The following is a 25,978-nucleotide window of genomic DNA, read 5'->3' as shown; positions in this document are numbered from 1 at the left end:
ACCACGCTGTCCAACAACGGTGCTATCGTCAGCAACACGCTGACCGGCACCCAGGCGGACACTGTGGCGGCCAGCTATGCGGTGCTGAACGAGCAGGCCAACACCGGCGCGATCGCGGCTACGGCCACGCTGACCTATGGTGCCGGCTTCAGCAAGAATGGCGTCACATCGGTCAGCAACTCGTCGGTTGCGCTGAACGGCAACAGCGTGATTGCGGTTGGTTATGGCAACTCCGCCAACAACTCGCTGTCGCTCAATGCGCTGAACAACCCGGCTGTGGCCGGGACGCTCTCGACGGCTGCACTTGCCAGCAACCAGAGCAACACCGGCAACGTGAGTGCGATCTCGGGCAGCAATGCGCTCGCGATCAACTCTGGCGTGACGGGTACTGGCACCGGCGGTGTCAGCCAGTCCAGCCTGTCGATCAACGGCAATGCCTTGGGTTCGGCGGCCTATGGCAACAGCGTGACCAACGCCGTGACCATTGGTGGAACCAATGTGGTCTTGCACTAACCAATGAAGTGAGTTTCCGGCGCTCTAACCCCTAGGGCGCCGGAATAACCCGGGGGAACCCCCCGTTACCGCCTGCGACATCGCCTCGTTGCAGTATCCGGGTTTGCCCCCGCGTCCGCTCGGACGCGGGGGATTTCCTCACCCGCAATTTTCAGCTGCGCATCGCCAGTTCGTTCGAACGAGCAGATGTCGCCATGTGTTTCGAGATCGGACCATCAATGCGTCTTAACAGCCTCTGCCGCGCGCTTTTCCCCATCGCTGCCTCAGCCAGCATCTGCCTGGGTACGGCACCAGTTCATGCCGCCGATGCCGGAAACGGCTTCGCGGTCCGCGGTCTTGGGTCGCAAGCCTGTTCGGCTTATGTTTCCGCGCTCAGCAAGCCCGACGAATTCGCGCGTTACGGCAACTGGCTCATGGGCTATGCGACCGCGCACAATCGCCTGCTTCCCGATACTTACGATATCATTCCGACCGAACCCGGCGTCGATTTCCCCAATGTGGTCGCGGTTATCTGCCGGACCAATTCGCAGATGCTGCTGGAGACTGCCGCGAGCAGCGCGGTTACCGCGATCAAGCCTCTGCGGCAGGCCGCCAGCTCGCCGCTCGTTGTGGTCTCGGCCGATGGCAAATCCGTTTCCATCCATCAGGAATCGCTGAAGCGCCTGCAGGCCGCGTTGATCGCCAAACAGGTTTTCAAAGGCGCCGCAACCGGTACGCCATCCCCGCAATTTACCGATGCCCTCAAGGTATTTCAGCGCCGGGAAGCCATTCCCGTGACCGGGCTGCCCGATATCGACACGTTCATCCGCGCTATCGTCAAACACTGACAAGTGCCTAGTAGGGAAGAGAACAGCGCGTGGAAAACTCCCTGAATGCCAATTGGTTGACGTCGGCTGCGTCGCCTATTCATATCTTCAACCAGGCAGACCGGTTGGTCCAGACGATTATCCTGCTGCTGCTGCTGACTTCAGTGGCCTCCTGGTCGATTATCATCGGACGGGTCTGGGCGGTTGAGGTGGCTGTGCAGGTCAAGAAGTTGCTCACCACCATCGGGACTCAGGACGAACTTCGCACCCTGAGCGATAGTGCCGAAGGTAGCATCACCCGCATCCTCGGGGCAATCGAGGTCGAATGGCGCTGGTCGTCCTTAAACCTCGTGCGCGAATATGAGCAGGTCCGGGAACGGTGCGTGTCCATTGCGGACATGACCATCGCTCTTGAAGGGCGGTCTCTGGCAGGCCGAACCGGCTGGCTCGCTACCATTGCCAGTTCAGCGCCGTTTGTTGGTTTGTTCGGGACAGTCTGGGGGATCATGGGCAGCTTTGTCGCCATCGGGCTGAGCCAGGACACCTCACTCGCAGTCGTCGCACCCGGTATTGCCGAAGCCCTGCTCGCGACCGCAGCCGGCCTGTTCTGCGCAATCCCGGCGTTGATCGGCTACAATCGGCTGGTTCAGGCGCTCGGTGCGGTCGATGCGGAATGGCGCACGATCGCGGGCCTGCTCGAACTCGCCATTTCGCGCCATTTCGGAACGCGGACATGGTGAGAGGCCCGATCGGACGTGGGCAGCCTCCCCATGCCCAGCTTCTGAGCGAAATCAATGTCACACCGCTCGTCGATGTGATGCTCGTTCTGCTCGTGATCTTCATGATCACGGCGCCGTTGGCGGTAACCGGCGTGAAGGTCGATCTTCCGCAAGCGCGAACGCAAAACCTGGCATCGGACCAAAAGCCGCTGATGATCACCATCAATGCCGCCGGGGAAATTTTCATCGGCGATGCTGTCATCGCCCGCGATTCCTTTGGCGAGACATTGCGTCAGATGGCGGCAGCTTCGGGCGATCCTGCCAGCATGCGGGTCTTTGTCCGGGCTGACCGGAGCCTCGCTTACGGCTCGGTCATGCAGATCGTTGCCGAGATCGGGGCGGCCGGCTTCGTGAAAGTTGCGTTCCTGTCGGACTCGGGTGACGCCCCCATTGATAAGGTCTTGCCGTGAATGCGCGCCTGCCTTCTCTTGTCTCCTTGCTGCTTCATCTGGGATTGCTCGCGTTGCTCTTGCTCGTGACCTTTCCCACGCGCAATCTGGTGCTGCCCCCGGCGGGCATGGAGATCGAGATCCTCGATCTCGATCATGCCATGCCGTTGCCGCAACCGGAGCTTGCGCACCAGGAAAGTAGTGAAACGGCTGCCCGGCCTCTCGCTGCCGCTCTTCAATCCGAGCCGGCGGCGATCGTGTCTCCGGTGCCCAACGAGCCGCCGCCGATACAGCAGCCAGTGCCGCGAGCATCCGCGCCCGCGATGCCCGAACCAGTCGTTTCGCCCGTGCGGGTCAACGCGCCCGTCGCCCCTGCGCTAGGTCCCGGCCCGGTACGCGTTCTGGCGCCGGCAGTTCCAGCACCTCCCACCCCCCCGCTCCCGGCCCCTCCATCAGCAGCCATGTCTCGTGCAGCCCCATCGCCCGCAGCGAGTACCCCAGCACCGCGACGCCTTGACGCCGCTGCGCTAGCCCGCACGCTCGGGACAGTAACCGGAGCGGCCAGTCGGCCTCGCCTTAACTCCGCTGCAATTGGTTCTGCGATTGGACAGGCCGTGCCCAGGGGCGTGGCCGGGCTCACCATCCGCCAACGCACCAATTTGGCCGAGATGATCCGCTCGCAGATCACGCCCTGCTGGAATCCGCCGCAGGTCGAGGAGACCAGCGGGCATGTCACGATCCTCATGCGGATAAAGCTGGGACGGGATGGCGCTGTAGCCGGCGCACCAGTGGTATCGCATGTCAGCGGCCAGACCGCTGCAAACGGCGCCTATGCCAACGCGGTCACCGGCAGCGTCCGGCGAGCGATCCTGCGCTGTTCCCCGCTCAAGCTGCCATCCGAACTTTATGAGGCATGGGCAGATGTCGAAATCAATTTCGATCCGAGAGACGTACAATGAGAAGGGCCTTCGTTCAAGCGATCCTGGCGTTGTTCCTGGTCGAGGCGCATCCCGCGTTCGCTGAGGGGCCGCTGCATGTCGATATCACGCAAGGGGTGGCGTCGCCCCTGCTGCTCGCCATTCCGGATATTTCCAGCGGAGCCATACCGGAGGTCGCAAATGGCGAGGATGCAGGGGTAGCGCTGGCGAAAGTTGTGCGCGCCGATCTTGGTTCCACTGGCTTCTATCGCTTTGTCTCTGTCGATGGCCACTACGCAGCCGCAGACGAAGTCGCGTTTGCGCCATTCGCCCGCGCCGGAGCCCAGGCGCTTGTCGTCGGCCGTGTCCGTTTGGTTGGCAACAATGTCCTCGCCTATGACTGCGCTCTTTATGACGTCTTCGGCGCGCATCTCGAAACCTCGCAACGCATTCTGGTAGCTGCCCCGCAGTGGCGCCGCGCCGCGCACAAATGCGCCGACATGGTGTTTGCCTTCACCACCGGCGATCCGGGTCATTTCGATACCCGGCTTCTTGTCGTCGGCCAGGACGGTGAACGGCCTGGTCTGCACACGCGGCTCCTCTCGATGGACTATGACGGCGCGAACCAGACAGTGCTGTCGCAGGGGCAAGAACTTGTCGCCATGCCGCGGTACGCGCCGGGGAGTCGCAAGATCGTGTTCCTCTCCTTCGTTATGCTTGTTCCCCAGTTGGTCTTAGCAGATCTCGACAGCGGCCAGATCACCGCACTGAAAATACCGCCCGGAGTTCCCTCCGCTCCGCGCTTTTCGCCCGATGGCCGCTCCATCATCTTCTCGCTCGCACGGGACGGCGTGGCGGATATCCTTGTAATTGATCTTCAGACCGGCGGTGTCCGGCAGCTCACGAACACCGCTGGTTCGAACACCAGTCCAGGTTACTCTCCCGATGGGGCGTTCGTGGTCTTTGAATCGGACCGATCGGGCGACCCGCAACTTTATGTCATGGCATCCGATGGCAGCGGCCAGAAGCGCATCAGTTTCGGAGCGGGTGCGCACGCCTCCCCGATGTGGAGCCCGCGCGGTGACCTCATTGCCTTCACCCTGGTTGAAAACCGCAGACTTCGCATCGGGGTGATGAAGCCGGATGGTTCGAAGGAACGGATACTTTCAGATGGCGAGCGTGACGAGGATCCAAGTTGGGCGCCGAGCGGACGCGCGCTCATGTTTCAGCGAACCGCTGCCGGGAAGGCGCTGCCGGGTGTCTGGATGACCGATCTCAGCGGAAAGCTTGAGAGCCGCATCAATATCGACCCGTCTGCGTCCGAACCTGCCTGGTCGGGGAGGCGGCCATGACGCAAATGACCCCATCCAGGCATTCTGGCATCCTAAGGCACTCCCGAGGGCCTGCACTGCTTGCTGCAGTGTTTCTGCTGATGTCCTGCCAGCGCCTGGCGCAGCCCTTGCAGCCGCCCCCGCAGTTCGCGATGCAGGCACCGCAGCCCGCACCGCTGAGCGTCCAGCAGGATGTTGCGCAAAATCGCGCGATGCGTGACCCCGATACGCCAGCTACGGTCGAGGATTTCGAACGTTATGCGCGCACTACAAGGATCCTGTTTGCGCGCGGGAGCGCCGAACTTTCCGATGCCGCCCGCGCGACCCTCGATCGCCAAGCCGAGTGGCTGAAACGCCATAGCGATGTCCGCGCCGTACTGGCTGGCCATGCCGACTTGCTCGGCCCGCGCGAGCATCAGTTCGCGCTCGGCGAGAGGCGGGCCGCAGCCATGAAATTCTATTTCACCGTACACGGCATCTCGGGTGAGCGCCTCATTGTGACCTCGTTCGGCAAGGAACGCCCGGTCAACGCAAGCAGCGATGAAGTCAGCCAGAGCCAAAACCGCCGTGGAGAGACCATACTCATCGGTCTTCCAGGTGCACCGCGACCATGAGGGGAGACCAGAAAATGCGCCGTTCAGCTATTATCCTGTCCACCATTGCTACCTTCGCCGCGACCACACCGGTCTGGGCTGCGCCGGGAGACATATTGATCAGGGTCCGCGGAGACTATGTCGTTAGGACCGGAAGCTCGGACGTGACGGTCAGTGTCGGAGGATCGCCGGTTACGGCCAAAGCCAAGGGCGCGGTCGGCGGCGAGGCCAGTCTGACTTTCTTCATGACTGACCATCTCGCAACCGAATTCACGCTCGGCGGCGCCCCCTATGACCTCAAGGACAGCAGCGGGCGCACATTGATTTCGGCCGGGTTGATCACGCCAACGGCCATGCTCCAGTATCACCTCATGCCGAACGGCCGTGCGTTCCGGCCCTATATCGGCGCTGGGGTATCCTACGCCAATTTTGGCAGTGTGACCGTGGGTGAGGTTCTCACTAACCGCACTGTCGTGCCCGCTATTTCCTATTCGGCGAGCATCAATGGCGCCCTTGCGCCTGTGGTTCAGATCGGTGCGGACGTTGCCATCAACGAGCAAATGTATATAAATCTCGACGCGAAATATCTCGGCACCAATTCGAAGCTGACGCTCGTTCAGGGTGGTAACAGTCAGACTGTTTCACACAAAATGCGGTCGCTTGTTCTGGGCGCAGGCGTGGGATTCCGTTTCTGATGTCCTGGACCGGCAGCAACAGGTCGATCCGGCATCGGCGATTAGGGGCAATGGCCCTCATGGCTTGGTCGCTGCCCTCGATTGGCGTTGCGCAGGCGCAGACGGCGCAAGTTGGTTATCCAGCTACCGTCAGCCCCGTACCTCGTTCGGCTTCGTCTGCGTCGCTCGAGGCGCTCCTTCAACTCGACCGCAGGCTGGCCGCGCTGGAGCGGGCGTTGTCCGGACTTATGTCCGCCCAAGAGCAGGATCATCGTGCGCTTGCCGCCAGTCTCACGCAGATGCAGGCACTGAAAGGCGACATTGAATCCCGCCTCGATGCGGTCGAGCGGCAGGCTGAGGCTATTCCAACGGCATCGAAAACGCCTGAGGCTGCGCCGGTCCCGCCGGTTGCACCACCGCCGACCGCCGATGATCGGTTCCGGCAGGCAATGGACTATGCCGAAGCCCAGGACTGGCCGAAATCCGAACTTGCTTTCGACAGTTTTGTCGCAAGCTGGCCATCGGATGCGCGTGTGCCCGAAGCCAGGTTCCAACTCGGCCGCGCTTTCCAAGGGCAGGGCAAATATGCTCAGGCGGCCCAGATATTCCTCGATCTTTATGAAAAGGCACCCCAGGCCCCGTTTGCCTTGGCCAATCTCTTTGCCCTGGCCGATGCGCTTGTCGCGATCGGGCCAGACAATAGCGCGCAGGCTTGTGAGGTGTATTCCGAAATCGAGGTCGTGCATGACTCCGTCCTCACCACGGAGCAGAGATCCCGTCTGCTCGATCGTCGTCTGGCTCTGAAATGCGCCGGTTGACGCCCGTGGCCCCCTTGGCAAGCGATCTTTGGGCAGCCCGACGAAAGGTACGACTAAGCGCGATCGCTTTGGCGTTGTCCGCAACCCCGTTGGCCGCAAACGCAATGGTCCGTGACGTTGCTATGCCTTCGGGAACCGTGCCTGAAGGCATCATCATGCGCCTCTCGCACGATGGAACTCACAGCAGCTCTTTGACCAGCGATGGCTTTGTCAGCGACACCGATAAAAAGGGAGAGATGCGGTGGAATCGTCCCTGAACGCGCCCGAGAACCACTATGTAGGTCTCGGCCAACTGCTTGCCGGTGCCGGAGTCCCGGTTGCTCGTACCGAACAACTCATATCCGGCATGTTGGCACAGAGCGTGCAAGAAACCCGGCTGACAGTCTCCCGCGACGTATGCGCGCTGGTTGATGGCTATATCAGGGGCCTCGATAAGCGATACGCAACGCGCCTTGACGATGCTCAGAAGCTCATAACAAACATCACCATTGAACTCGAAATAGTCCGTCGTCGGGCGCGTGATGAGCGCGCTACCCGAAATAGGATTGTGATCGTTCTTATTGCTATGCAATTTTTAGCTTCAATCGCAATTATTGGTTCTCTGTATTTCAAATTTCCACTCAAGGCCGAAGATATTTTTAGCACATCGCCGGATGACTCGACTGTTTCTGGATATGAACTTCCGGGGCGATGAATTGGTGGCAGGGGCGTGGCGACATCCCAATTGATGCAGACTGAACAGTTGATGCGCACGGCCTGCGAAGCGTTAACGATTGCCCAGACCGAACTGACCGTCCGGCAGGAGTTGCTGCTTCACCAGCTATGCCGATCGTCATCCGGCGAAATGTCGGAGGCTACCCAACTGGCTGATCACGCGCTCGAACCCTGCGTGATGCAGTTGAAGCAGATCCGGTTCCAACAATTCCGCTGTGCGGCATGCGATCGGCCGCGAGGCAAGGCGCGATGCTCTCTGACACTCTTGGGTTGAATTCCTCATTATAATCGAGTGGCAAAGGACGGAAATGACCAAACTTGGGATGCCGGATTTACGCTCAAGTTCCAATGACCAATGGAATCAGATGGCCTGGAGATGGGATTGTGATCGCCCGCCGCTGAGGCCCTCGCAACTCGATGTCGTACATTATCAGAACGAGATCGACGTGCTGGCCGATTATCGCTCCATCAACACTGCGGCCATTCTTGGCTTCATTCGGGAGTTTCGGGGTTTGGCATGGCCCACAGGAACACGGGTTATCTGCTTCGAAGATAGTCTCGACATGATCGAAAGAGTCGGGTGCGGGAGACGCGAGGAAGCTCTGCGCTGGCATTCGACCGACCCGGCGGTTGCTCTTGGAAGTGTGCAGATCGTCCTGTGCGATGGCGGCCTTCACCAGCATGGCTTTCCAGACGGGCAGGAACGTCTGGTGGCCCAGCTCGCGCGCATGCTCGCCCCTGGCGGGCGGGCTGTCTTCCGTTTGTTTCTTCCGCCCGATCCCTGCCCCTCGCCGTATGAAGTGCTCGACCGTCTGGAAGATGGCGCTATCGCCAACATGAGTGAACTCAAGCTGGCATTGGGCCACGCCATGACAACGCAGGCCGCGCAAGGCGTTTCGGTCAATGCCATTTGGCACCGTCTCCACGAACGGATCGGTTTCGAAAAGCGTGAGCAGTTCTTTGACCTGCTTGGGTGGCCGCGCTGCGAGTACGAGGTTATCGACCTGTACCGAGATTCCCCTGTTCAGCATCATTTTGCCAGCCTTGAAGAAGTACTGACAATGTTCTGCGGCAAGACGATGGAGGGGGTCTTCCGCCTGGTCCGCGTGTCTGCCGTTTCGCGGGACGAGCCGCTGCCGTGCTGGCATCTCACCGTCGAACGAAAATGAGCAAACGAGCGTGGTCGCAGTATGCTGCAAGGCTGGAGGGCGACCTGCACGCAAAGGCGGTGGAATGAGCGCTTGCCCTTTCCTTCAGGATTCTGGTCTTGGTCTACAGGATGATCCCGAATGGCCTGAGCAAAGTACCAAGGGCGCAAGGGCTGCCAGTTGGAACAGCGTGCGCGCCATGCCTTCCCCATCGGTCGATCCTGTTCTGATACGAACCGGGGTCGAGCGGGTACATCTCGAAACCGCCCTTGCGCTCGCCATGCACGGCAGCTTCAATCGCACCGCCCGCGCACTAAACATGAAGGCGTCAACGGTTAGTCGTCGGATCAGGGACCTGGAATTCCAACTCGGGACAGCGATATTCGAACGGAACCGACATCGCATTGCACCAACCCCGATCGGAAGGATCTTTCTGGAGCGAGCCGGCGACCTCCTGCGCGAATTCCATGGTCTCGTCGCTGGTATTCGCCGCATCGGAGACGGCAAAGCTGGCACTGTCGCTGTGGGCTTTCATGGCCCGATCGGGGATGGCCCCCTCGCAGATCTTCTGTTCCAGAAGATCGACCCGCTGCCCGACCTTCGCCTGGTCCCCGTCGAAATGCCAAGGGATCGGCTGGCCGGAGCGCTGAGCTCGTGCCAGATTGACGTCGCCATCGTCCGTGGCCCTCCTGATATCGCGAGCACCGACACACTCCCCCTTGCCGGCGAACGGCTCGTCGCGGTGCTGCCGCAGGAACATGCGCTCGCCGCCCGCGAACGCATAGGCTGGCCTGCTCTCGCCAACGAAACGGTCATGCTGTCGCGTCCAGACTGCGGAGATGCGCTGATCACAGGCCTTGCACAGCGGATGCACGCACCGGGAATGAACGGCTCAGTCGAAGTACATGACATCGGCACTTGCTCCATACTGGCGCTCGTCGCGCGCGGTCGGGGCGTGTCAATCTCGACCGAAGCGATCCGGGCGCATGCGTTCGAAGGCGTCGCTGTGTGTGATCTCGAAGAAACGCTTGAAGTTCATGCATGTTGGGATCCCGATTCGCCGAATCCCGTAGTCGGACGTTTCCTGCGACTGCTGCGCTGCGACCGCCCGCATCGCCAGTCGGTTTGCGTGTCTGCGCGCGCATGACGTCGGCTACGCCATTGCCTGTCTTGCTTCGCCGTTGTGCGACACCGGAAAATCACTGTTGAACCCGCCCTGTTTCTGCGTCTCTTAATCATCCCCATCGCGCCGGACGGTCATCGCCGGCGCTCTCAAACGGGGAATGTCCATGGGCGCCGCCAGCCACGGATCGCAAGTTCACGCACGAGGCGCGCGCATGCTGCGCACCGCGATGGGCGCGTCGATCGCATCCTGGCTCGCCGATCCCCTCGTCATCGAGGTCATGCTCAATCCGGACGGGCGCCTCTGGGTCGATCGCCTGGGTGAAGGGATCAGCGACAGTGGCGAGCGCCTCTCACCCGCAGACGGCGAACGTATCATTCGCCTCGTCGCCCATCATGTCGGCGCTGAGGTCCACGCCCGCTCCCCGCGGGTTTCCGCCGAACTGCCGGACAGCGGCGAACGCTTCGAAGGACTGATACCGCCGGTCGTAACCGCCCCGGCCTTCGCGATCCGCAAGCCCGCCGTCGCAGTCTTTTCGCTCGGTGATTACGTCACCGCAGGCATCATGTCTCCGGCCGAAGCCGAGGTGCTCCGCCGGGGCGTCGCGGACCGCCTCAACATTCTCGTTGCCGGCGGCACCGGCACCGGCAAGACCACCCTCACCAACGCGCTGCTTGCTGAAGTCGCCAAGACCCAGGATCGCGTCGTGCTGATCGAGGACACGCGCGAGTTGCAGTGCGCCGCACCCAATCTGGTCGCGATGCGCACCAAGGACGGGGTGGCCTCGCTCTCCGATCTCGTCCGCTCATCGCTGCGCCTGCGCCCCGACCGTATCCCAATCGGTGAAGTGCGCGGCCCTGAAGCGCTCGACCTCCTGAAGGCCTGGGGCACCGGACATCCCGGCGGCATCGGCACAATTCACGCCAACACGGCTGTGGGGGCGCTCCGCCGCATGGAGCAACTCATCCAGGAAGCCGTGGTGACCGTGCCGCGCGCGGTTCTCGCAGAGACCATCGATCTCATCGCCGTGCTGGTGCGGCACGGCACCGGACGCCGCCTGTCCCAGCTCATGCGCGTCACAGGCCTCGATCCTGCCTTCGGCGACTACCGCCTGACCCCTGCAACCCAAGACCTCGGAGACGTGTCATGATTTCTGTATCCCACCGCCCCGCGCAGCATCTGGCGGCCTGGCCGGCATTTTTCGCCGGCCTGCTGCTGTTCGCCGGCACTGCCCATGCCTCGGGCTCCTCCATGCCGTGGGAAGCTCCGCTGCAATCCATCCTTGAATCGATCGAGGGGCCGGTCGCCAAGATCGTTGCGGTCATCATCATCATCGCTACCGGTCTGGGGCTCGCCTTCGGCGATACATCGGGCGGCTTCCGGCGACTGGTCCAGATTGTCTTCGGCCTGTCGATCGCCTTTGCGGCCAGCTCCTTCTTCCTCTCCTTCTTCTCCTTCGGCGGTGGGGCGCTGGTCTGATGGATGGCCGGGAAGAGGATATGCCGGGGTTCCTGGTGCCGGTCCATCGGGCGCTATCGGAACCCATCCTGCTGGGCGGCGCCCCGCGTAGCCTTGCCATCGTCAACGGCACCCTGGCTGGTGCGCTGGGCCTCGGCCTCAGGCTCTGGCTCGCGGGCCTCGCGCTCTGGGCCATCGGCCATGCGCTCTCGGTCTGGGCCGCGCGGCGCGACCCCCAGTTCGTCGATGTTGCCCGCCGTCATCTCAAATATCCCGTCTGGATGCGGCCATGATCAACCTCTCCGAATATCGCTCCAAGGCCGCCTGCCTTGCCGATTTCCTTCCCTGGGCCGCACTGGTGGCGCCCGGCATCGTGCTCAACAAGGATGGCTCGTTCCAGCGATCGTTGCGCTTTCGCGGTCCCGATCTCGACAGCGCAACCCCCGCCGAGCTGGTCGCGGTAACCGCGCGCCTCAACAATGCGTTGCGGCGGCTGGGAACGGGTTGGGCCGTGTTCGTCGAAGCGAGCCGGGTGCCCGCGCAGGACTATCCCGACGCCACCTTTCCCGATCCCGTCTCCGCGCTGGTGGACCAGGAACGCCATGCGCAGTTCCGCGAGGAAGGCGCCCATTTCGAGAGCTTCTATCATCTGACCTTGCTGTGGATGCCGCCCGCCGAGGACGGGGCTCGGGCAGAGAGCTGGCTCTATGAAGGCCGCTCCGGATCGGGCGTCGATCCCGATGAGCTGTTGAAAAGCTTCGTCGAGCGCAGCGACCGCGTTTTGAATCTGGTCGAAGGCTTCATGCCGGAAGTCGCCTGGCTCGATGACGGGCAGACGCTGACCTACCTGCATTCGTGTGTGTCGACCAAGCGCCAGCGCGTGCGCGTGCCCGAAACCCCGGCCTATCTTGACGCCCTGCTGACCGACGAAGGGCTTACCGGCGGGCTCGAACCCAAGCTCGGCGAGCATTACCTGCGCACACTCACCATCACCGGTTTTCCGACCGCGACCTTCCCGGGGCTGCTCGACGAACTCAACCGGCAGGCCTTCGGCTATCGTTGGTCGACCCGCGCGATCATGCTCGACAAGACCGACGCCACCAGATTGCTGACGAAGATCCGGCGACAATGGTTCGCCAAGCGCAAGTCGCTTGCCGCAATCCTCAAGGAAGTGATGACCAACGAACAGTCGGTCCTCATGGATTCCGACGCCTCGAACAAGGCGGTCGATGCCGACATGGCCTTGCAGGAACTGGGTGCGGACGCCGCCGGTATCGCGTATATCACGGCGACCGTCACCGTCTGGGACCGCGACCCGGCGCTCGCCGCCGAGAAACTGCGCCTCGTCGAGAAGGTCATCCAGGGCCGCGACTTCACCTGCACCATCGAGGGCATGAACGGGCTGGAGGCATGGCTCGGATCCCTTCCCGGCCATGTTTACGCCAATGTCCGCCAGCCTCCCGTTTCCACCCTCAATCTTGCCCACCTCATTCCCCTCTCGGCCGTGTGGGCTGGCGCGGAACGCGACGAGCACTTCGCGGCGCCTTGCCTGCTCTACGGCAAGACCGAAGGCTCGACCCCGTTCCGCCTCTCCCTCCATGTCGGCGACGTTGGCCACAGCCTTGTCGTTGGCCCGACCGGCGCGGGCAAATCGGTGCTGCTCGCGCTCATGGCGATGCAGTTCCGCCGCTATGCGAACGCCCAGATCTTCGCTTTCGATTTTGGCGGTTCGATCCGCGCCGCCGCCATCGCAATGGGCGGGGACTGGCAGGATCTGGGCGGCGCGCTGCACGAAGGCGAATCGGGTGAGGGTGTGGCCCTGCAGCCGCTGGCCCGGATCGACGAACCGGGCCAGCGCGCATGGGCCGCCGAATGGCTGGCCGCAATCCTGGCGGGCGAAGGGGTGGCGATCGATCCTGCCGCCAAGGAGCATCTGTGGACCGCGCTCGGCTCCCTGGCCTCCGCACCGGTCGCCGAGCGCACGCTCACAGGTCTTGCCGTCCTCCTGCAGAACCAGGAACTCAAGCAGGCGATCGCGCCTTATTGTGTGGGCGGTCCCTGGGGGCGACTGCTCGATGCCGAAACCGAACAACTGGGTGAAGCGCGCGTTCAGGCCTTCGAGACCGAAGGACTGATCGGCGCCGCCGCAGCCGCCGCGGTCCTGGCCTATCTCTTCCACCGCATCGAGGGCCGGCTCGATGGCCGTCCCACGCTCATCATCATCGACGAGGGCTGGTTGGTGCTCGACCATCCCGCCTTCGCAGCTCAGCTGCGCGAATGGCTCAAGACCCTGCGCAAGAAGAATGCGAGCGTCATCTTCGCCACGCAAAGCCTTGCCGATATCGAGACGTCGACCATCGCGCCTGCGATCATCGAAAGCTGCCCCACCCGCATCTTTCTTCCCAATGAACGCGCGGCCGAACCACAGATCCGCGCGGTTTATGAACGCTTCGGCCTGAACGCCCGGCAGATCGAGATCCTGTCCCGAGCAACGCCCAAGCGCGATTACTATTGTCAGTCGCGGCGCGGCAACCGCCTGATCGAGCTGGGTCTGGGCGAAGTCGCGCTCGCTTTTGCCGCAGCCTCCTCCAAAACCGACCAGCGCCATATCGGTGAACTGGTCGCCGCCCATGGCCAGGCGGGCTTTGCCGCTGCGTGGCTGCGTCATCGCGGCCTCGACTGGGCCGCCGACCTGCTCCCTGCGCCCGATCCCCTGATCCTGTCCGAACCGGACGACGCTCCCTTTCTACCGCTCGATCCCGAGGAGTTTCCATCATGAAAACGCCGTCGCTTCGCCGAGTCCTGATCACCGGCAGCATCAGCCTGGCCGCTCTGGCCGGGCCTGCGCTCACCACGCCGGCCCAGGCCCAGTTCGGCGGGATCGTCTATGATCCCAGCAACTATGCACAGAATGTGATGACCGCCGCGCGGTCCCTGGTACAGATCAACAACCAGATCCGGCAGATCGAAAACCAGGCGAGCAGCCTTGTCAACGAGGCGAAGAATCTCACCAGCCTGCCGATCTCGACGCTCTCGAGCCTGCAGCAGCAGGTCCAGCAGACCCGTCAGCTTCTCGCCCAAGCCCAGCGCATCGCGTACAATGTCCAGGATATCCAGAGCGCGTTCACCCAGCGCTACAATGGCGCGAACCTCACCGCCTCGCAAAGCCAGATGGTCGCCAACGCCAATGACCGCTGGCAAGACAGCGTGGGTGCGTTCCAGGACGCGCTGCAGGTGCAGGCCGGCGTCGTCGGCAATATCGACGGGGCCAGGGCCAGCCTCGACACGCTGGTCAATGCGAGCCAGTCGGCGAGCGGGGCGTTGCAGGCGGCCCAGGCCGGCAACCAGCTCCTCGCGCTCCAGTCACAGCAACTCGCCGACCTGACCGCCGCGCTGGCGGCGCAGGGCCGGGCGCAATCGCTCGAAGGCGCGCGCAACGCTGCCACCGAAGCGGAAGGGCGCGAGCGCTTCCGCCGCTTCCGGGGCAATTAGGATGCGGCGGCCGGGCCGGATTGCGCTGGGTGCCGCGCTGGTCGGCCTGATGCTGGCCGCGACGGCCGGGATCGCGATGCATTGGCGGGAGCGAGGCCAGCCCAAACGGGAAGCCAGGGTGCCTGCCGGCGCGCAGGAGCACGCGGCCGCTCCCGAAGTCCGCACGCTCACCCGCTGCCGCACCCTCACCATGCCCGACAGCGGCTGCGAAGCTGCCTGGGAAGCCCGACGGCGCCATTTCTTTGGACAGGATTCAGCCCGATGAACGACACCGGCGTGATCGACTCATTCCTGTCGGTCTTCACCAGCTATATCGACAGCGGCTTCGGGCTGCTCGGCGGCGAGATAGGCTTCCTCTCCTCGACCCTCATCGTCATCGACGTCACGATCGCCGCCCTGTTCTGGGCCTGGGGCGCGGACGAGGACGTGCTCCAGCGATTGGTCAGGAAGACGCTCTACATCGGCGTTTTTGCCTACATCATCGGCAATTTCTCGAATCTGGCGACGATCCTGTTCGAGAGCTTCGCCGGCCTCGGGCTCAAGGCTTCGGGCGGCGGCATGGCGCTGGGCGATTTCATGAAACCTGGCGCCGTCGCCGCAACTGGCCTCACCGCAGGCAAGCCGCTGCTCGATGCCACCGCCGATCTCCTCGGGCCGGTCGGCCTCTTCACCAATTTCGTGCAGATCCTCGTGCTGCTGCTCGCGTGGGCAATCGTGGTGCTCGCCTTCTTCGTCCTCGCCATCCAGGTCTTCATTACCATCGTCGAGTTCAAGCTGGTGACGCTCGCCGGCTTCGTCCTCCTGCCCTTCGCCTTCTTCGGCCGAACCGCCTTCATGGCCGAGAAGGTGCTCGGCCATATCATCTCCTCGGGGATCAAGCTTCTCGTCCTCGCCGTCATTACCGGCATCGGCACCACCTTGTTCAGCCAGTTCACGTCCGGGCAGGCACCTGATCCCACCGTCGAACAGGTTATGGCGATCGCACTCGCCGCTCTCACGCTGCTTGGCCTCGGCATCTTCGGTCCCGGCATCGCCAATGGCATCGTCACCGGCGGTCCCCAGCTTGGCGCCGGCGCGGCTGCCGGGACTGCGCTTGCCGCCGGCGCGACGCTCGGCGGCGGTGTGGCCGGCGCGCGGCTCGCCGGCAGCGCCGCCATGGGCATGGCCGGAAACGCCGCCACCGGCATGGCCCGCACGGCGGGCGCTGCATCGGGCGCCTATAGCGCCGGGGCCGCGGGACGGTCCGGTGTGGCCGCCGTCGGCGCAGGACTCGCCCATGTCGGCAAGGGTACGCAAGACGCAGCCGTCTCGCCGCTCCGCCGCGCCGCACAGGCCCTGAAGCAGAGCTATGCCGATGGCCGCAACGGGGCGATGGACAGCGCCGCCGGTGCGGGCGCGCAGTCCTCCTCTGCCGCATCGCCTTCCAGCGCATCGGCACCCGCCGCGCCGCCCGCCTGGGCGACAACGATGAAGCGCCGGCAGGCGATCACCCAGGGCGCCACAATGGCCGCCCATACCCTGAAGGGCGGCGACAGCCATGGCGGCGGCGTCAGTCCCGACCTCACGCAAAAGGACTGACACGCATGTTCAAGCGACCTTCCATCCGCTACGGGCAATCGCCCGAACCCGTCACCCCCTATCAACGCGCGGCGCAGGTCTGGGACGACCGCATCGGCTCGGCGCGCGTGCAGGCCCGCAACTGGCGCCTGGCCTTTTTCGGCTGCCTGGCCCTGTCCGGCGGGCTGGCGGGCGGTCTCGTCTGGCAGTCGGCGCGCGGGACCATCATCCCCTGGGTGGTCGAGGTCGACAAGCTCGGCGAAGCGCAGGCCGTGGCGCCCGCCACTGCCGACTATCGGCCGAGTGATCCGCAGATCGCGTTCCATCTCGCCCGTTTCATCGAAAATGTGCGCTCCATCCCCGCCGATCCGATCGTGCTCCGGCAGGACTGGCTGCGCGCCTACGACTTCGCCGCTGCCAAGGGCTCCCTGTTCCTCAATGACTATGCCCGCGCCAACGACCCGTTCGCGCAGATCGGCAAGGTCCAGGTCTCGGTCGAGGTGTCGAGTGTCATCCGCGCCTCCAACGACAGCTTCCGCATTGCCTGGACCGAGCGCCGTTATGTCGATGGCGCGCTCGCCGAGACTGCCCGCTGGTCGGCGATCATGACGGTCATCGTCCAGACCCCGCGCACCCCCGATGCTCTCGCCAGGAACCCGCTCGGGCTCTTCGTCGCCAATCTCAACTGGTCGAAGGAACTCAACCCATGACCCCACTTTCTCTCCCATGCCCGCGTCTCTGTCTGCTCCTCTCCGTCTCGCTGCTACCGCTCGGCGCAATGGCCGAGGCACGGTCCCGCAAGCCACCGCCGCCGATGGTCGCGGCAATGCCTGCGCCTGAACCCCGGCGGGTGGTGGAAATTGTCAGCGTGCCGACGCCGCTCCCGCTTCCTGGCCAGTTGAAGCCCGTCGCGCCTGCGCGCGAACCGGGGGAAAAGCCTGCCCCGCAGCTGCGGGTGACCGCCGCCAACGCCGCTGCTCGCGTGCAACCCAGCAAAGGCGGCTATTTCAACGCGATCCAGCAGTACCCCTACGCCGATGGCGCGCTTTATCAGCTCTATGCCGCCCCCGGCCAGGTCACCGACATCGCGCTTCAGGAAGGCGAGGAACTGGTGGGGCCTGGACCGGTCGCGGCCGGTGATACCGTGCGATGGATCATCGGCGACACGGTGAGCGGTGCGGGGTCGGCAAAGCGGGTGCATATCCTGGTCAAGCCCACCCGCGCCGACATCGCCACCAACCTCATCATCAATACCGACCGGCGCACCTATCATCTCGAACTGCGCGCCACGGCCACGACCTATATGGCCTCGGTCTCCTGGATCTATCCCGCCGACCAGCTCATCGCCTTGCGGCTCGCCCATGCTGAACGCGACAGGAGCGCGCCTGCGACCGCGGGCATCGATATGGAGCGGCTCAACTTCCGCTATCGCATTTCCGGTGACAAGGCAGCCTGGCGCCCCGCCCATGTCTTCGATGATGGCCGCCAGGTGATGATCGAATTTCCCGGTAGTGTCGCCACCGGCGACATGCCGCCCCTGTTCGTGCGCGGCGCCGATGGATCGGCCGAACTCGTCAATTACCGCGTTTCGGGTCGCTATGTGATCGTCGACCGGCTGTTCGATGCGGCCGAGTTGCGGCTCGCGACCCGCAAGGGCGAGCAGCGCGTCATCATCGAGCGGCAGGGCGCTGCGTCGCGGTGGGCGTCATGATCGGGCCGGAACGGGACGAGGGGCAGGCGCAGGCCGCGCGGGAGGCGAACCTGGCCCAGCCTGCCGGCGTCGCTCCGGAACACCGCGCGGCCGTGGCCGCCAACCCGGGCGCCTTTCGCCTTGCGGGGCCACACCCGCGCGTCACGCGCCTGTCGCGCAAGGCCCTCGCCACGATCGGCATGGTCGCCGCAATCGGCATCGGCGGGTCGCTGCTCTATGCACTCCGGCCCGTCCATCATGGGCCGGCCGTCAACCTCGTCGACACCGACAGCCGCAACAAGGCCGCTGTCGTGACCGCCGCGCCGGCAAGCTATGACAAAGTGCCAAAGCTTGGGGCACCGATGCCCGGCGATCTCGGCCGGCCGATTCTGTCCGCACAGCAAAATGGTCAGAGCGTGCCGGTGCTGCCGATCGGGCCTTCGACCGTGCAACCCGATTCCCGTCTGGCCGCCGCCGAGCAGGCTCGCCAACGCGCAATGCAGGAGCGGGAATCGGCGAGAGCCAGCAAATTGTTCCTTGGCGCCGAAGGCGCGCGATCGGCTTCCCCTGTAAGTGGCATCCAAAGCGCAAAGGCAGGCCGGGCGGTTACGGCGAGCGATGCGGCGGGCGCGGCGCCTGCCGGGCAGCCGGCCGGCCAGTCCGCGAAAAAAGCCTTCCTCCAGAATGGCGGGAACCGTGTGGCGGCCAGCAATGAGCGGATCATGGCGCCTGTGTCTGCTTACTTGGTGCAGGCCGGCAGCGTCATTCCCGCCGCGCTCATCACCGGCATCCGTTCGGACCTGCCGGGACAGATCACCGCGCAGGTGACGCAGAATGTCTACGACAGTGCGACGGGCCGTATCCTGCTCATCCCGCAGGGCGCGCGGCTGATCGGCGAATATGACAGCGAAGTCTCGGCCGGACAGAACCGGGTCCTGCTCGCCTGGGATCGTCTCATCCTGCCCGGCGGCCGCTCGATCCTGCTCGAACGCCAGCCCGGTGCCGATGCCTCGGGCATGTCGGGGGTGCAGGACAAGGTGAACTATCACTGGGGCAATATGCTCAGGGCTGCGATGGTCTCGACCATGCTTGGCGCTGGCACACAGCTCGCAGCGCAAGGCGATGACGAACTCACCCGGGCACTACGCTATGGCATGCAGGACACGGTGAGCCAGACGGGGCGGCAGGTGGTCCAGCGCGAGATCAATGTGCCGCCGACGCTCACCGTCCGGTCGGGCTTCGCGATCCGGGTGGTGATCACGCGCGACCTTGTGCTCGAGCCGGCGGCGGAGGCGCAGCCATGAGCCGGCTGCGCCTCGGGCCGATCGTCGAGGAAAAGCCCGTGAAGCTGACGGTCGAGCTGCCCGGCGGATTGTTCCGGCAGCTTGCCGACTATGCGCGTGTCCATGCGGCCGAGAACGGCCTTGCCGAACCGGTGCCGCCCGAACGACTGATCGCGCCGATGGTCGAGCGCTTCATCGCTGCGGATCGCGGTTTCGTGCGGCGGCGGCGAGGGCAAGACGCATGATGCCCGCCGTCGCGACAGGCACTTCGGGGCTGGTCGACATGCTTCCCGGATCGCCGGTGCGCATTGCGCGACCAGATTCGGATGCGTCGAGCGCCGCGCTTCTTCGCCGATCAGTCGTCAGCGGGATGCCCTGACGTCCACCCCTCCGAGGTTCTTTCCAGATAGAATGCGTCGTTCTCGTAAGCCTGTTCAAGCGTATGGAGGGCTGCGCCCGACAGCCAGGCCTGCCATTGCGAGGGCGGCAGCAGGAGTGGCATCGACCTGCTCGCGGGTTCCGCGCGGGCATTGGCTGTGGTCAGCATGCCGGCAAAGCCGCCAGTAGCCGGATCGGGCCAACACAGGCCGGCTTAGGCACAGATCGGCACGTCCCAAAGTCCGAACCAGCTGCGCGTGCGCTGTCCGGTCTCACCCTGCGGATAGGCAAAGTCCTCTGCCGCGATCAGGCAGCGCTCCAGAAGGCCCAGCCCCAGCGGGGAGTTGTCACCGGCGATTTCCCGCGCGAAAAGTGTCGTCCGCACGCCGTCGCCACGCGCTTTGCTGAGAGCGTCTTGCGGCAGCCCCCAGGACAGCGCGCGCAGCTGTCGTCCCTGCGCTCCTTCGATCACGACGATCGCTTTCTCGCCCGGCCAAATGGTCGGGCGCCAGGACAGGCCTGGATCGGGGCGGGCATCGAACAGCTTTGCCATCTCGGAAACGGCGGCGCGGCAGCGAATCAGGCGGGTCATTTCCCGACGGTGGGGTCCATTGGTGAAGATCCGGTGAGACGCACGACACGGATCGACATTGCCGGTCGTCGCAACCCCCGAACCCGGCCCGGGAAATCGTGCCGAGGGCCCGATGATGCGCAGCGCCTGGCGAACGTGCATTCCGACGCGCGCCGTGAGGCAACCTTTTCCAAGAGCACTGGCGTCACAGGCCTGGTGCTTGGCCTTGACGAGCCAGCCCATCGCGGGCTTGGCAACGCGACAAGACGATCGACCTTTCACAGCACCAGTCAGCCGCCCTTTGCCGAAGGAGTTGCGGCCGGATCAGGCGCGAATCGGAGAATGCCAGGCCCGGGCACTTGTGCGACGAGCGCCATGAATGCCGAGCGTCCCCGTGCATCGTCCTACGCCATTGCCTGTCTTTCCACGCCGGCCCTTTACGCCTGCAATGCGTTGTTGCCCTGCATGATTTCATGGCTTTCTTGATGGCCCCGTAAGCCGCGGCATGGCGCCGTGGTCCCTTGGGGGATGATGCTCATGTCCTATCCGGCAACAGGTGGCAGGACTGCTGTTGCAGTCCTTTGCGCGCTTGCACTCGCCTCACCGGCGCTCGCCAACAATTACGGTGAAAGTGCCGCCTGGCAATTTCGTACTTCGGCCGACCGCGCCAATCAGGCCGCGATCCTCGACCTCATCGAGAAGCGCCGTGCGGGCGGCTATGCGAACCCGACCTATACGACGACGATCGAGCGCCAGTACAATTGCGGCGTTACCGCGACCGCGACCGGCAATGCGGGGACGCAGACCGCGCTTGCCCATTCACCCACCACCACAGGCTCGGTTGCCGACGCACAAGGCAATGCCAGTGACAGCATCGTGGACGGTGGCAGCGGCAGCAATGGCCAGAGCAACAGCGGCGTCGTTTCGGCCTCGATCTCGGGCGGCACCTCGGTTGCGGTCGACGGCGCCGCCTGGCAGGCGCTTAATTCCACCCAGACCAACAGCGGCGCGCAAAGCGTCAGCGTGGCCGGTTCGACCGGCTGCACGTTCGGAGCGCTCAACTGATGGGCGCGCAGGCGGCGGGCCGTCGGGAAATGGCCGGGAAGAGGATGGGTCTGCGGGGGCTGGGGTTGCGGGCGGTTGGCTTGCCGCTCCTCGCCCTCGCGCTGCCGGGCTGCGCCAGCATGACCCAGCAGCGGATCGGGATCGGCGAGGAGCCGATCATCGTCGGACCGCCGGTGCGCGACAACCGCACGCCGATGGATGGGGCGCTGGCCTGCTATGCGGGCTGGCTGGCGTCGCGCGGCGCCAGGCCGCTGGTGATCGCGGTCGGCGACGTGCGCGACTACACCGGAAAATATTCGGTCAACGAAGGCAATGCCATCACCCAGGGCGGTGCACTGATGGTCGCCTCGGCGCTCGGCAAGTTGCGTGGGTCGGTACGGATCGCCGAGCGATTCGATCCGGTCATCGCCGAACGTGAACTTGCCTATGCCGACCGCCGGCAACTGGGTGACGGCAAGGTCCATGATCTCGCCAGCCCCGCAGGCCGACAGATCGTGCCCTGGCTGCCCTATTTCGGGGGGAGCATCGCAGCGTCCGATTATTACATTGTCGGCGGCATCACCGAACTCAATTACGATATCCGCTCAGGCGGTGTCGAAACCGGCGTGACCTCGGTCGGCCCCAAGGCGCGGACCTATACCCAGAGCGTCGCGCTCGACCTGCGCATCGTCGATACGCGCTCGCTGCTGGTGGTGCGCACGGTCAGCCTCACCAAGCAGTTCACCGGCTACGAAACCGGATTCGGCGTGTTCCGCTTCTTCGGTTCCAACCTCTTCGACATCAATATCGGCGCCAAGGGACAGGAGCCGCTTCAGCTCGGTATTCGCACGGCGCTCGAGGAAGCCACCATGCGCCTCATCGGCGCGGTTGCACGCGTCGATCCCGATCCGTGCATGAGCCAGGCGAGCTGGGCGGCAAGCGTGCCGCCCGCTCCGGATGCTTCCCTCGTCAGCGTGGCACCGAGCCTGCGGCAGCGCCTCGCTGCCAATGGTCTGGCGCTCAACGGACCTGCCAGCGCCAGTGCAGACAGCGGTGCGGTCGACGTTTCGATCCTTTTCGAAACCGGCATGGACGGCCTTCAGGGCGGCGCGGAGGCCGCGATCGACCGGATTGTGACGGGCGCCAGGCGCGGCGGCGTCTTCGTGACGCTGCTCGCTCACGACACCGAAGCCCTCGACCCCAAGGCGCGCGCGATGCTCACCGATCGCCGGATCGCGGCGCTGATGGCGGCCCTCGCCAAACAGGGCGTCGCCGCCGCTTCGATCCACCAGCTCTGGCGCCCCGATCCCACCGATCCCACCGATCCCGCCGTCCAGCGCGGCTCCGCTGGTCTGCAGCGGCTCGCACGCCTGCGCATCGGCTGACAGCCCCTTCTCCCTCGCATGAAAGGAGGCGCCCACCCGACACGCAAATGCCCGGTTTCCCTTACAATTCAGACAAGGATTATTCCATGAACCAGACAGCTTCTTCTCATTCGGTTCGTCGCCGCAGCCTTCTCGCGGGCGGCGCGGTGCTTGCCCTTGCCGGCTCGCTGGCAACCCCCGCTTTCGCCACTCCCACGCGCGGCATCGAGGCCACAGGCGCGCAAGTCATCGCAACCGATCAGAGCAAGGACGGGTCGCCGGTCAGCGCCAGCGCAGCCAATCCACGGATCGAGGCCACTGGCCTGGTCGATGGGTCGAGCATCGCCCTTGCTGGCAATACTGTCAGCGCCGCTGCGCGGGCAAACAGCGCGAGCGCCGCGCTGACGCCTGATTCGCGGGATCTCGCAGCCGCAACCGGCGGCACCTGGCTCGCGAGCGGGACCGACGGCACCGACGCGCAAGCCTCTGCACTGATCGCCACGCGGCAGTCGACCGATGCTGCACAGGTGTCCGCAGCAACCACCAATTCGCGCATTCGTGCGCGGCTCGGCGATCTGGTGGACAGCAGCGCGACTGTCAGCAGCAACGCGCAGGAAGCGGTCGCGCTGGCCAATGATGCCGCAGATACGCTCTTTCTGACCGGCGTCACGGTCGGCACCGGAGCCGGTATCGTCAGCGACCAGTCGGTCGGCGGTGACGCAAGTGTGGCGGCGCGCTTCAGCGGCCAGGCGGGGCTCAAGGTCGCCGATGCTTCGGGTAGCGATCTTGCCGTTGGCCAGAACCTCCAGCGGGCGGTCGCCTATGGCAACAGCGCCGCCAATGCGCTTGGCATCGATGCGGTCCAGCTCGATGCCGCAGCCAGCTATGGCACGCCGTCCCTCGTCGAGGCCAATGCCAGCGATCCAGAGGTCAACGCCGCTTATGCCGTGCTGGCCAACCAGCGTCTCGCCAGCGGAGTGGCAGCGCGTGCGAACGGGGGCTTCACGGTCACGGTGAACGATGGGGCTGTCGCCTCGAACGTGACCAATGACGGCAACAGCCTGGCCGCCGCAGGCTATGGCAACCAGTCCTCGAACCGTCTCGATCTGTCCGCTGACACGGTCGCCAATGATGCCCGGGGCGGCGGGGCCGTCGCCAACATCACCAGTGTCCAGTCAGCCTCGGCCGTTCCGGTCAAAGCCGACAGCCGCGGCGGCGCGCGCATTGCCATCGCTGGCGATGCGGTGGAAACGAGCCTTGGGGCGCGGGACAATGCGGTCCTGGCGGTGGCGACCGCTAACCGCGCGGATGGCAATCTCCTGTCGGTGACGGCAAACGGGATCGACGCTGGCACGGGCACTGGTTCCGGCGGTGAGGGTGAGGGTGGCATTGTCCTTGTTCCCCCCGTGTACATCGGCACTGCCCTCGTGGGCGGCGATGGCGAGATGAGTGTCACCGCGCCGTTCAGCGTGCAGAACGACCAGAACAACCAGGCCCGCGTTGCGGCCAGCGCCAAAGATGCGGCAACCCTGATCGCGGTCGATGCCGCCATCATCCGTTCGAACGCCACGATCAGCGGCAATAGCGCTGGGGCACAGGCCAGTGGCAATGAGGCGACGAACGGACTTTCGTTCGAGGCCAACCGCCTTGCAACCGCGGCCGACCTCAACAGTCTCCAGCAGGGAACGGGCGGTGTCAGCGCAGCGGTCGGCTCTGCCCGAAATCGCGCAGGCGCAACCCTTTATGGTGGCGGCGATGTGGTCGATTCCAGCCTGACGGTATCGGACAACGGCATCGAGGCGAACGCGACCGGGAACACTGTTACCAACAGCATGGCGATCATCGCCAACAACCTGACCAATGCCAGCGGGCACGAGAATGCACGGGCGGGCCTGATCGATTCCGGCGTCGGTGCCTCGGCGGACTATGCCCTGGCCAATTCCCAGGAAATCATGGGCAGCTATCTCCACCCTGCCGGGGTCGAGGCCTCGGCGTTTGGAGCCTTCGGTGCCGTCGCCGGGGAGGGCGCGGTGCGCTCCGCCCTCAATGTCACCGGCAACAGCCAGACCGCCTCCGCGCTCGGCAATGGTGCGGTCAACAGCCGCACTATCGCAGCAACCACGCTGGGCGAGGGCAACGATCCGGCGCCTGGCTCTGCACTGTCTTCGGCACAGATGGCCTCTGCCAGCGTCAATGCCGTCTCGGACATGCAGCTCGGCGTGACCTCGGCTGCGGTCGATTCCGGTTTGCTCCTCTCCGCCAACAGCAATGTCGCGCGGGCAGGCATGAACGATGCCACCAACAGCCTCGCCGTCGATGCATTGCGCACAGGGACCCTGAGCGGCGAGCCGGCCTCGGTCCTCGCTGATGCGGGCTTTTCCCGGCAGGTCATGGGCGATCACGTCCTCGCCAGCAACCAGATCGCCGATGGCAGCGTCAATGCGATGGCGGTGACGACGGGCCGGCCCGTGGACCCGGCGATGTCCCTCGTTCGTTCCGGTTTCGAGGCGAGCGACAACGCGACGCTCGCCTCGGCCGTCGCGAACAATGCCGGAAACAGTCTCGCGCTGACGTCGGCGCTGCAGGGCGGCGCGAGCGCGGGTCTGCTCAACCAGCAACTGAATTATGCTGCTGTCGGCGCGCAGGCCACCAGCACTTATGGTATCGGCGTGCATGCCTCGTCCGATGCGACAAGCCTGGTGGATAACAACGCCACTTCGGCCATCGCACACGGCAATATTGCGACCAATTCGGTCGCGGTGAGCGGGGTGGCCGAAAGCGATTGCACGCCTGATCTCGCATCGATCACCACCGGCGCCCTCAACGCGGCGATGGCACCGGCGCTGCTGTCCAATGCCCAGATGAACACAGGCGGCGTTTCGGCCCATGCCGTGAGCCCGACTGTCTCGCTGAGCTATGGTGGCGTCAGCGACAGCCGCCTCGGCGTGACCGGCAACAGCGTGACGGCTGCCGCCTATGGGAACAGCGCCACCAATTCGGTCACGCTGGCCTCGCTCGGCACCTTGCCGGTTTCGGGCATCAGCAGCGTCCAGACCAACAGCGGTGCCGTCACCGCCCAGGTTACCAACGCGGCCTATACGGTCACGTCGTCGAGCCTCTCGGCGGGCCGGATCGGCATTTCGGGCAACAGCGTTAGCGCATCGGCGATCGGGAACACGGCCACGAGCAAGGTCACGGTCTCGCGCTGATCCGTAGCGGCGGCGCCTGAAGCCTCTGGAGCGCCCGCCGCATGCGGGAAAGGCCGTCACGCTTGCCCCCGGCGTGGCGGCCTTTCATCGTCGGGTTTTTCTCGATCCGGTGCAGGAAATTATGGCA

Annotated in this window: 28 protein-coding genes and 1 pseudogene; 27 read left to right on the top strand and 2 right to left on the bottom strand. The window is 64.6% G+C overall.

From position 1 onward, the window contains the following. The 24 genes and pseudogenes from GGQ88_RS18575 to GGQ88_RS18460 all read left to right on the top strand — a co-directional run. Window positions 1-513 (top strand): annotated as a pseudogene (locus GGQ88_RS18575) (beta strand repeat-containing protein); the annotation flags it as partial. Between the two features lie 218 nt (window positions 514-731). After that, complete coding sequence (locus GGQ88_RS18570) at window positions 732-1,340, top strand: peptidoglycan-binding domain-containing protein (protein ID WP_183614964.1); 609 nt, start codon at window positions 732-734, stop codon at window positions 1,338-1,340. A gap of 29 nt (window positions 1,341-1,369) precedes the next feature. Beyond that, window positions 1,370-2,059 (top strand): MotA/TolQ/ExbB proton channel family protein, encoded by a 690-nt coding sequence (locus GGQ88_RS21420; RefSeq protein ID WP_183614963.1) that lies wholly within the window; start codon window positions 1,370-1,372, stop codon window positions 2,057-2,059. Beyond that, entirely contained in the window at window positions 2,053-2,508 is a 456-nt protein-coding gene (locus GGQ88_RS18560) for a biopolymer transporter ExbD (RefSeq protein WP_183614962.1), read from the top strand. Before GGQ88_RS21420 ends, GGQ88_RS18560 begins: the two co-directional genes overlap by 7 nt. Before the next feature lie 26 nt (window positions 2,509-2,534). Next, window positions 2,535-3,446 carry a hypothetical protein gene (locus GGQ88_RS18555; RefSeq protein ID WP_183614961.1) on the top strand — a complete coding sequence of 304 codons (912 nt, stop codon included), beginning with the start codon at window positions 2,535-2,537 and terminating at the stop codon, window positions 3,444-3,446. Next, the gene (tolB, locus tag GGQ88_RS18550; protein ID WP_183614960.1) at window positions 3,443-4,756 is read left to right on the top strand and encodes a Tol-Pal system protein TolB; all 1,314 of its coding nucleotides are present in this window, start codon (window positions 3,443-3,445) and stop codon (window positions 4,754-4,756) included. The genes GGQ88_RS18555 and tolB overlap by 4 nt, the downstream gene beginning before the upstream one ends. Before the next feature lie 80 nt (window positions 4,757-4,836). Beyond that, the gene (locus tag GGQ88_RS18545; RefSeq protein ID WP_183614959.1) at window positions 4,837-5,349 is read left to right on the top strand and encodes an OmpA family protein; all 513 of its coding nucleotides are present in this window, start codon (window positions 4,837-4,839) and stop codon (window positions 5,347-5,349) included. A 14-nt stretch (window positions 5,350-5,363) separates the two neighbouring features. After that, entirely contained in the window at window positions 5,364-6,023 is a 660-nt protein-coding gene (locus tag GGQ88_RS18540; RefSeq protein WP_183614958.1) for an OmpW/AlkL family protein, read from the top strand. Between the two features lie 50 nt (window positions 6,024-6,073). Then, the gene (locus GGQ88_RS18535; protein WP_221214772.1) at window positions 6,074-6,820 is read left to right on the top strand and encodes a tetratricopeptide repeat protein; all 747 of its coding nucleotides are present in this window, start codon (window positions 6,074-6,076) and stop codon (window positions 6,818-6,820) included. A gap of 241 nt (window positions 6,821-7,061) precedes the next feature. Beyond that, window positions 7,062-7,514 (top strand): hypothetical protein, encoded by a 453-nt coding sequence (locus GGQ88_RS18530; protein WP_183614956.1) that lies wholly within the window; start codon window positions 7,062-7,064, stop codon window positions 7,512-7,514. 33 nt (window positions 7,515-7,547) lie between these two features. After that, on the top strand, window positions 7,548-7,808 hold the full coding sequence (locus tag GGQ88_RS18525; protein ID WP_183614955.1) for a hypothetical protein: 261 nt from the start codon (window positions 7,548-7,550) through the stop codon (window positions 7,806-7,808). 34 nt (window positions 7,809-7,842) lie between these two features. Next, window positions 7,843-8,703 carry a class I SAM-dependent methyltransferase gene (locus GGQ88_RS18520; protein ID WP_183614954.1) on the top strand — a complete coding sequence of 287 codons (861 nt, stop codon included), beginning with the start codon at window positions 7,843-7,845 and terminating at the stop codon, window positions 8,701-8,703. A 64-nt stretch (window positions 8,704-8,767) separates the two neighbouring features. Beyond that, complete coding sequence (locus tag GGQ88_RS18515) at window positions 8,768-9,829, top strand: LysR substrate-binding domain-containing protein (protein ID WP_183614953.1); 1,062 nt, start codon at window positions 8,768-8,770, stop codon at window positions 9,827-9,829. Between the two features lie 142 nt (window positions 9,830-9,971). Continuing rightward, the gene (gene trbB / locus GGQ88_RS18510) at window positions 9,972-10,955 is read left to right on the top strand and encodes a P-type conjugative transfer ATPase TrbB (protein ID WP_246386312.1); all 984 of its coding nucleotides are present in this window, start codon (window positions 9,972-9,974) and stop codon (window positions 10,953-10,955) included. Further along, window positions 10,952-11,284: a TrbC/VirB2 family type IV secretion system protein gene (locus GGQ88_RS18505; protein ID WP_183614952.1), complete on the top strand. Its 333-nt coding sequence runs from the start codon at window positions 10,952-10,954 to the stop codon at window positions 11,282-11,284. Before trbB ends, GGQ88_RS18505 begins: the two co-directional genes overlap by 4 nt. Beyond that, window positions 11,284-11,556, top strand: coding sequence for a VirB3 family type IV secretion system protein (locus tag GGQ88_RS18500; protein ID WP_183614951.1), 273 nt, complete (start codon window positions 11,284-11,286; stop codon window positions 11,554-11,556). Before GGQ88_RS18505 ends, GGQ88_RS18500 begins: the two co-directional genes overlap by 1 nt. Next, on the top strand, window positions 11,553-14,042 hold the full coding sequence (trbE, locus tag GGQ88_RS18495) for a conjugal transfer protein TrbE (RefSeq protein ID WP_183614950.1): 2,490 nt from the start codon (window positions 11,553-11,555) through the stop codon (window positions 14,040-14,042). Before GGQ88_RS18500 ends, trbE begins: the two co-directional genes overlap by 4 nt. Then, entirely contained in the window at window positions 14,039-14,755 is a 717-nt protein-coding gene (gene trbJ / locus GGQ88_RS18490) for a P-type conjugative transfer protein TrbJ (RefSeq protein WP_183614949.1), read from the top strand. Before trbE ends, trbJ begins: the two co-directional genes overlap by 4 nt. Window position 14,756: 1 nt before the next feature. Next, window positions 14,757-15,020, top strand: coding sequence for a putative entry exclusion protein TrbK-alt (gene trbK-alt, locus GGQ88_RS18485; protein WP_183614948.1), 264 nt, complete (start codon window positions 14,757-14,759; stop codon window positions 15,018-15,020). Beyond that, window positions 15,017-16,333 (top strand): P-type conjugative transfer protein TrbL, encoded by a 1,317-nt coding sequence (gene trbL, locus GGQ88_RS18480; protein ID WP_183614947.1) that lies wholly within the window; start codon window positions 15,017-15,019, stop codon window positions 16,331-16,333. The genes trbK-alt and trbL overlap by 4 nt, the downstream gene beginning before the upstream one ends. 5 nt (window positions 16,334-16,338) lie before the next feature. After that, complete coding sequence (gene trbF, locus GGQ88_RS18475) at window positions 16,339-17,022, top strand: conjugal transfer protein TrbF (RefSeq protein WP_183614946.1); 684 nt, start codon at window positions 16,339-16,341, stop codon at window positions 17,020-17,022. Next, complete coding sequence (trbG, locus tag GGQ88_RS18470) at window positions 17,019-18,023, top strand: P-type conjugative transfer protein TrbG (protein ID WP_183614945.1); 1,005 nt, start codon at window positions 17,019-17,021, stop codon at window positions 18,021-18,023. Before trbF ends, trbG begins: the two co-directional genes overlap by 4 nt. Beyond that, window positions 18,020-19,306, top strand: coding sequence for a TraB/TrbI/VirB10 family type IV secretion system protein (locus tag GGQ88_RS18465; protein ID WP_183614944.1), 1,287 nt, complete (start codon window positions 18,020-18,022; stop codon window positions 19,304-19,306). Before trbG ends, GGQ88_RS18465 begins: the two co-directional genes overlap by 4 nt. After that, a complete protein-coding gene (locus GGQ88_RS18460; protein WP_183614943.1) occupies window positions 19,303-19,530 on the top strand; it encodes a DUF2274 domain-containing protein in 228 nt (75 codons plus the stop codon). The genes GGQ88_RS18465 and GGQ88_RS18460 overlap by 4 nt, the downstream gene beginning before the upstream one ends. Window positions 19,531-19,640: 110 nt before the next feature. Here the strand turns inward: GGQ88_RS18460 and GGQ88_RS18455 are convergent, their stop codons facing one another. Further along, window positions 19,641-19,787: a hypothetical protein gene (locus GGQ88_RS18455; RefSeq protein WP_183614942.1), complete on the bottom strand. Its 147-nt coding sequence runs from the start codon at window positions 19,785-19,787 to the stop codon at window positions 19,641-19,643. 90 nt (window positions 19,788-19,877) lie between these two features. Beyond that, window positions 19,878-20,255, bottom strand: a complete 378-nt coding sequence (locus GGQ88_RS18450) for an SOS response-associated peptidase family protein (RefSeq protein WP_183614941.1) — start codon at window positions 20,253-20,255, stop codon at window positions 19,878-19,880. 516 nt (window positions 20,256-20,771) lie between these two features. On the opposite strand from GGQ88_RS18450, the gene GGQ88_RS18445 reads away from it, so the two are divergent. From GGQ88_RS18445 to GGQ88_RS18435, 3 genes are all read left to right on the top strand, one after another. After that, complete coding sequence (locus GGQ88_RS18445; protein WP_183614940.1) at window positions 20,772-21,299, top strand: hypothetical protein; 528 nt, start codon at window positions 20,772-20,774, stop codon at window positions 21,297-21,299. An 80-nt stretch (window positions 21,300-21,379) separates the two neighbouring features. Further along, entirely contained in the window at window positions 21,380-22,663 is a 1,284-nt protein-coding gene (locus tag GGQ88_RS18440) for a CsgG/HfaB family protein (protein ID WP_246386309.1), read from the top strand. 86 nt (window positions 22,664-22,749) lie between these two features. Then, a complete protein-coding gene (locus tag GGQ88_RS18435; RefSeq protein ID WP_183614938.1) occupies window positions 22,750-25,851 on the top strand; it encodes a beta strand repeat-containing protein in 3,102 nt (1,033 codons plus the stop codon). The last annotated feature ends 127 nt before the right edge of the window (window positions 25,852-25,978 follow it).

This window comes from Novosphingobium hassiacum, from assembly GCF_014196055.1.
Taxonomy (GTDB): domain Bacteria; phylum Pseudomonadota; class Alphaproteobacteria; order Sphingomonadales; family Sphingomonadaceae; genus Novosphingobium; species Novosphingobium hassiacum.
The sequence above is the reverse complement of the archived record's forward strand: the minus strand, read 5'-3'. Positions and strand labels throughout refer to the sequence as shown.

Bases quoted from the DNA above. Each gene is read 5' to 3' on its own strand.
- GGQ88_RS18570 (WP_183614964.1), top strand. From the start codon at position 732: ATGCGTCTTAACAGCCTCTGCCGCGCGCTTTTCCCCATCGCTGCCTCA.
- GGQ88_RS18560 (WP_183614962.1), top strand. From the start codon at position 2,053: ATGGTGAGAGGCCCGATCGGACGTGGGCAGCCTCCCCATGCCCAGCTT.
- tolB (WP_183614960.1), top strand. From the start codon at position 3,443: ATGAGAAGGGCCTTCGTTCAAGCGATCCTGGCGTTGTTCCTGGTCGAG.
- GGQ88_RS18545 (WP_183614959.1), top strand. From the start codon at position 4,837: ATGTCCTGCCAGCGCCTGGCGCAGCCCTTGCAGCCGCCCCCGCAGTTC.
- GGQ88_RS18540 (WP_183614958.1), top strand. From the start codon at position 5,364: ATGCGCCGTTCAGCTATTATCCTGTCCACCATTGCTACCTTCGCCGCG.
- GGQ88_RS18535 (WP_221214772.1), top strand. From the start codon at position 6,074: ATGGCCCTCATGGCTTGGTCGCTGCCCTCGATTGGCGTTGCGCAGGCG.
- GGQ88_RS18525 (WP_183614955.1), top strand. From the start codon at position 7,548: ATGCAGACTGAACAGTTGATGCGCACGGCCTGCGAAGCGTTAACGATT.
- GGQ88_RS18520 (WP_183614954.1), top strand. From the start codon at position 7,843: ATGACCAAACTTGGGATGCCGGATTTACGCTCAAGTTCCAATGACCAA.
- GGQ88_RS18515 (WP_183614953.1), top strand. From the start codon at position 8,768: ATGAGCGCTTGCCCTTTCCTTCAGGATTCTGGTCTTGGTCTACAGGAT.
- trbB (WP_246386312.1), top strand. From the start codon at position 9,972: ATGGGCGCCGCCAGCCACGGATCGCAAGTTCACGCACGAGGCGCGCGC.
- GGQ88_RS18505 (WP_183614952.1), top strand. From the start codon at position 10,952: ATGATTTCTGTATCCCACCGCCCCGCGCAGCATCTGGCGGCCTGGCCG.
- GGQ88_RS18500 (WP_183614951.1), top strand. From the start codon at position 11,284: ATGGATGGCCGGGAAGAGGATATGCCGGGGTTCCTGGTGCCGGTCCAT.
- trbE (WP_183614950.1), top strand. From the start codon at position 11,553: ATGATCAACCTCTCCGAATATCGCTCCAAGGCCGCCTGCCTTGCCGAT.
- trbJ (WP_183614949.1), top strand. From the start codon at position 14,039: ATGAAAACGCCGTCGCTTCGCCGAGTCCTGATCACCGGCAGCATCAGC.
- trbK-alt (WP_183614948.1), top strand. From the start codon at position 14,757: ATGCGGCGGCCGGGCCGGATTGCGCTGGGTGCCGCGCTGGTCGGCCTG.
- trbL (WP_183614947.1), top strand. From the start codon at position 15,017: ATGAACGACACCGGCGTGATCGACTCATTCCTGTCGGTCTTCACCAGC.
- trbF (WP_183614946.1), top strand. From the start codon at position 16,339: ATGTTCAAGCGACCTTCCATCCGCTACGGGCAATCGCCCGAACCCGTC.
- trbG (WP_183614945.1), top strand. From the start codon at position 17,019: ATGACCCCACTTTCTCTCCCATGCCCGCGTCTCTGTCTGCTCCTCTCC.
- GGQ88_RS18465 (WP_183614944.1), top strand. From the start codon at position 18,020: ATGATCGGGCCGGAACGGGACGAGGGGCAGGCGCAGGCCGCGCGGGAG.
- GGQ88_RS18460 (WP_183614943.1), top strand. From the start codon at position 19,303: ATGAGCCGGCTGCGCCTCGGGCCGATCGTCGAGGAAAAGCCCGTGAAG.
- GGQ88_RS18455 (WP_183614942.1), bottom strand. From the start codon at position 19,787: ATGCCACTCCTGCTGCCGCCCTCGCAATGGCAGGCCTGGCTGTCGGGC.
- GGQ88_RS18450 (WP_183614941.1), bottom strand. From the start codon at position 20,255: ATGACCCGCCTGATTCGCTGCCGCGCCGCCGTTTCCGAGATGGCAAAG.
- GGQ88_RS18445 (WP_183614940.1), top strand. From the start codon at position 20,772: ATGTCCTATCCGGCAACAGGTGGCAGGACTGCTGTTGCAGTCCTTTGC.
- GGQ88_RS18435 (WP_183614938.1), top strand. From the start codon at position 22,750: ATGAACCAGACAGCTTCTTCTCATTCGGTTCGTCGCCGCAGCCTTCTC.